General features: G+C 32.0%; 4 protein-coding genes. All 4 read right to left on the minus strand.

Annotated elements, in window-relative coordinates; genetic code table 11:
* Window positions 1-219 precede the first annotated feature (219 nt).
* Window positions 220-990, minus strand: a complete 771-nt coding sequence (locus LBV24_RS14895; protein ID WP_224479457.1) for a DUF6090 family protein — start codon at window positions 988-990, stop codon at window positions 220-222.
* The gene (locus LBV24_RS14900) at window positions 987-1,709 is read right to left on the minus strand and encodes a DUF6090 family protein (RefSeq protein WP_224479458.1); all 723 of its coding nucleotides are present in this window, start codon (window positions 1,707-1,709) and stop codon (window positions 987-989) included. Before LBV24_RS14900 ends, LBV24_RS14895 begins: the two co-directional genes overlap by 4 nt.
* A gap of 330 nt (window positions 1,710-2,039) precedes the next feature.
* Window positions 2,040-2,945, minus strand: a complete 906-nt coding sequence (locus LBV24_RS14905; RefSeq protein ID WP_224479459.1) for a hypothetical protein — start codon at window positions 2,943-2,945, stop codon at window positions 2,040-2,042.
* A 200-nt stretch (window positions 2,946-3,145) separates the two neighbouring features.
* Window positions 3,146-3,868, minus strand: a complete 723-nt coding sequence (locus LBV24_RS14910) for a DUF6090 family protein (RefSeq protein ID WP_224479460.1) — start codon at window positions 3,866-3,868, stop codon at window positions 3,146-3,148.
* Window positions 3,869-3,976: the final 108 nt, after the last annotated feature.

Here is a 3,976-nt window from a genome sequence, read left to right on the forward strand (position 1 = left end):
CTGCTTTTGGATATAGTGTCTGCGAAGCAGCGTAGACAAAAGTACGCCGCAGGCGTATTCGATATCATCGGTCTCGGCTATGAGTAGTTGCGTGGTTTAGCACTTAACATTGCAAGTACACACCAAACTGAAAATCCGCGAGACACGAGTACGAAGTGCGAACTGTGCGTAGCAAATTTTCAGAAGTAGGCGAGAACAAGCAATTACTTATAGCCATTGTTAGCCTTTCGTTATTTCTTCATTTATTAGTTCAACAACTTGTTTATTTAATTCCATCATTCTTTTGTAGTCATCAATTATTAAGGAATTAGTAAAAACTGATAGAACGAATCCATTCTTAAAAATCGTGTCATTTAAAAGTCTATCTAATTCTTGTCTTGAAAGCTCTATATTATTGTCAAATTCTTTTTTATTAGCATAAAACAAAAAACTTTCAGCTAATGGGTCTAAATCAACAGTTTTAAACCAAGGGTCATAATAATAATGCTCCATATCATTTCTTAAATGTTCTCGGTTTGATATAATTTGTTTGTGGATTAAGTCTAAATTTAAAAGACCATTTTTTATTGATTCGTTTGAAATTATTGTAAAGTTTCCAGAGTTTAATAATTCTACAAAGGTGTTGTTGTTACGTTGAAATTCTTGCCAGATTCCCACATTAAATGTATGATAATTAAACATTTGAATATTCTTTACAGGCTTTCCATTAAAATGTTCAAGTGCTATTTGAGCAGAGTTCAATATACTTTCTCTAATTCCAATGTAGCGTTCAAGTTCACTTTCTTCAAAAATTAAATCGCTCTTTAGATTTTTCAAGAACTGTACTTCTTTGGCTCTTTGTTTATTTAATTCGTTATTGTTATTGATTTGTAGTGCAATTAAGATTCCAATTACTACAAGAATTATCTCTCCAATTGCGTAAATCAAATACTTACTGATTTTATTTTCAGAAAGTAGTTTTTGACGAATTTTTCTAAAGAATTTTATCATTTTAATTTCAAATAGCGGTTAATGAGATCGTCTACCTCTTGAATTTCATTTTGTGTATTCACAATCTTATAGGAGATCTCGCTATAATTTTGATGCAATATTTTAAGGATATTCCAGGTTGAAACATCTCCCATCAAGGCATCATAATCTAAGGGAACTAACTTCATGTTCTCAGTATACTTGAGTTTATGTCTGGCAATAGGGCGCGCGTACTCGCTTACGTTGAGCATGGCATTCTTTGTCCTAAGATCGAGTATTTTATATTTCTCGCTGTGTAAATCAATGATTTTGTTCTTTAAAATGTCATCGCTAATCTTATTTAAACCTCTTTGTTCAATGGCCGAAAAAGCGGTCATGCTTAATCCGTTATCTAGTAAACCTAAAGTCAGGACATTAAAGTAAGTAGAAAGCGTATCAGCATAGGGTAATTCGTTCTCAATTTGATCCAAAAGGGTTGTGCATTTGGAAGCCCTTGAATCGACTTCTTTTTTTCTTCTATCGAGTGCTTCAAGATTATATGCTAACTCCATCTTGTATTCAATGAGCATCTTGCGTACAATAGCTCTTTCTTTATTCGCTTCATTTTTATTGTTAATCCATAACGCTATCAAAATCCCAATAACAACAAGTACAATTTCACCAATCGCATACTTAAAATATTTTCTAATTTTGTTGTCCATAAGTAAGTTTTGGCGAATTTTTCTAAAGAATTTTATCATTGATCAGTAGTTGGATATAATGAAGGCTAACGGTTTTGGCTATGATTTCGTTGCGGAAAAATCCGCAGGATTCTTTCCGCCGTAGCCGAAAGATAGCAAATTGCAATGAATTCCGATTAGGACACGAGCACTAAGTGCGAACTGGCGTAGCAAACCATAAATTTAGCAAAAAGGCTTGAAATTCCGATTAGGAATTTCAGCCGTAATGAACTATAGCCGTTGTTGTAGCCAGTTATTTTATTCGATTTGTTGAATTTTCTGTTTGTAATTCTATGTTCTTGAGTTAGTTTTGCCAAGTCCATTTTTCTGTAAAACAGAGATATATTATCATTACCTATCATCTTTTTCAATTATACCTGAAGCCGTTACTTTATCAGTATATAGGATATGTGTATATTCATTTTGCTCTTCAGGAAATTTCTTATATAAAAACATATCATGGGATAAGGTAGTATTATAAATATTTTCCTTTCTTTCAATAGTTTTAATTTTTAACCCTGTACCGTCATTATTTAACATGCTTCCCTCACTAAATACATGGTTAATGGACATGATTTTTTTAGAATCAAAATTAACAGAATCTTTTAACAAGTAACCTCCAATTCTTACTTCTTCAAAAATGGGTATCAAAGAATTATGTACATTTCCTGTTAGAGTAACTATTTTGGTGTTCGGATATTTGTTATGGATGTTACGTATTTCCCTGTACATGGATGAATCTCTGGTTGAAGACGGGTAAGAATTATCAATAAATTTTAAAATGATTCTTTCATTTTTATTGCTCTTATGCACTAAATTAAGCCATGCTTCACCATTTCTACCATCAAAATTTTTTCTGTGAAAGAAATCCAATTCTTTTAACTGGGAAATTGACATCTCGTCTGACAAGTTATTCATAAGTGAAGAACGAATTTCCATAGCCATTATCACATTGTCTTCGTGTTCAGTAATTAGTTCACATAACCCATAAGCAAATTCAGCAGGTTCATTTGTTCCGTGCATTTCTCCAATCATTAATATTTCAAAATTTGCAATTTCATCATATATCTTGTTGCTTAACTTTGATAAGCTCTTAATTGGTATCGCATTCTCTTTCAAATCCTTTTGCTTTTGCGTAATTTCTGTAGAATTATCAATATAATTAGTTGTTTCATCAGTTGTTGTTTGTTTTTCTGTATTTTCTTTACAAGAAGATAATCCAATCAGAATAATTAAAACAGATAAGATTTTTTTCATAAAACAATATATTTAATCTCTACAAACGTAGATTTTTTTTGTGAATGTTGATTTTCTAATTGGCTACAACGTGTTTGTGTATGGTTAGTTGCGTGGTAAAGCGACTAAGTTAACAAACAAATCACAGATAGAAAATTCCAGCGGAATTTCCAAAGTAGGCGAGAACGGTGCCATTACTTATAGCCATTGTTGTGCTTTCGTTATTTATTTTTTAATTCCTTTTCAATCATATTAATTAATCTAATAACCCTTTTGTTTGCGTCTATAGTATTTCCGCCAACGTAACCCATTGTAACTCCTCTAAAGCGTACCGTTTCTTGAAATAATAAATCATCCATTAAAGCCTCATAATTATGAGGGACTGCGTGAAACCATCTTTCCATTTTAAGTCTGGAAGTAAGAATAGGTAATACCATTTGGTTATGATTATCTTTAGCGAACTCATCTTCGCTTTTTTCTACGAGTTTATAGTTAATGCCATGCAAATTGGTCAAAGCAATTCGAATACTATCATTACGGATTAAATCAAACCCTATGGATTTTAGGTTTTCAAATGCGGAAGTATTATAAGTTGAAATACCATGAGTGTAAAGATTTCCAAAATGATTAGCTAGAGAATCATGCCAAGGAATCTTTCTTTCAAGAGATTCATTAATAATTATTGCTGACCTCTCAACCCGCTGATACCATTGAGTATTTATCACATTGTCCAAAGAGTCTTTTCGCAAATTTGTTAAAAGTTCATTTAGCATCTTTTTTTCCAAAGCTATTCTCTTGTCATTCTCATTCCAATTATTGATTTGCAATGCAATTAAAATCCCAATAACAACAAGTACAATTTCACCAATCGCATACTTAAAATATTTTCCAGTTTTGTTGTCCATAAGTAAGTTTTGACGAATTTTACGAAAGAATTTTATCATTGGTTAGCGGTTTGTCATAATGAAGCACAACGCTGCGCTATGTGCAGTTGTCTGTTTTTTTGTGAAGATAATGAAAAATCGTGTTGATGATTTGCAATACTTATCCCA

The organism is Winogradskyella vincentii (assembly GCF_020166345.1).
Taxonomy (GTDB): domain Bacteria; phylum Bacteroidota; class Bacteroidia; order Flavobacteriales; family Flavobacteriaceae; genus Winogradskyella; species Winogradskyella vincentii.

What these genes read in the sequence shown, in the direction of transcription:
- LBV24_RS14895 (WP_224479457.1), bottom strand. Translation starts at nt 990, where the DNA reads ATGATAAAATTCTTTAGAAAAATTCGTCAAAAACTACTTTCTGAAAAT.
- LBV24_RS14900 (WP_224479458.1), bottom strand. Translation starts at nt 1,709, where the DNA reads ATGATAAAATTCTTTAGAAAAATTCGCCAAAACTTACTTATGGACAAC.
- LBV24_RS14905 (WP_224479459.1), bottom strand. Translation starts at nt 2,945, where the DNA reads ATGAAAAAAATCTTATCTGTTTTAATTATTCTGATTGGATTATCTTCT.
- LBV24_RS14910 (WP_224479460.1), bottom strand. Translation starts at nt 3,868, where the DNA reads ATGATAAAATTCTTTCGTAAAATTCGTCAAAACTTACTTATGGACAAC.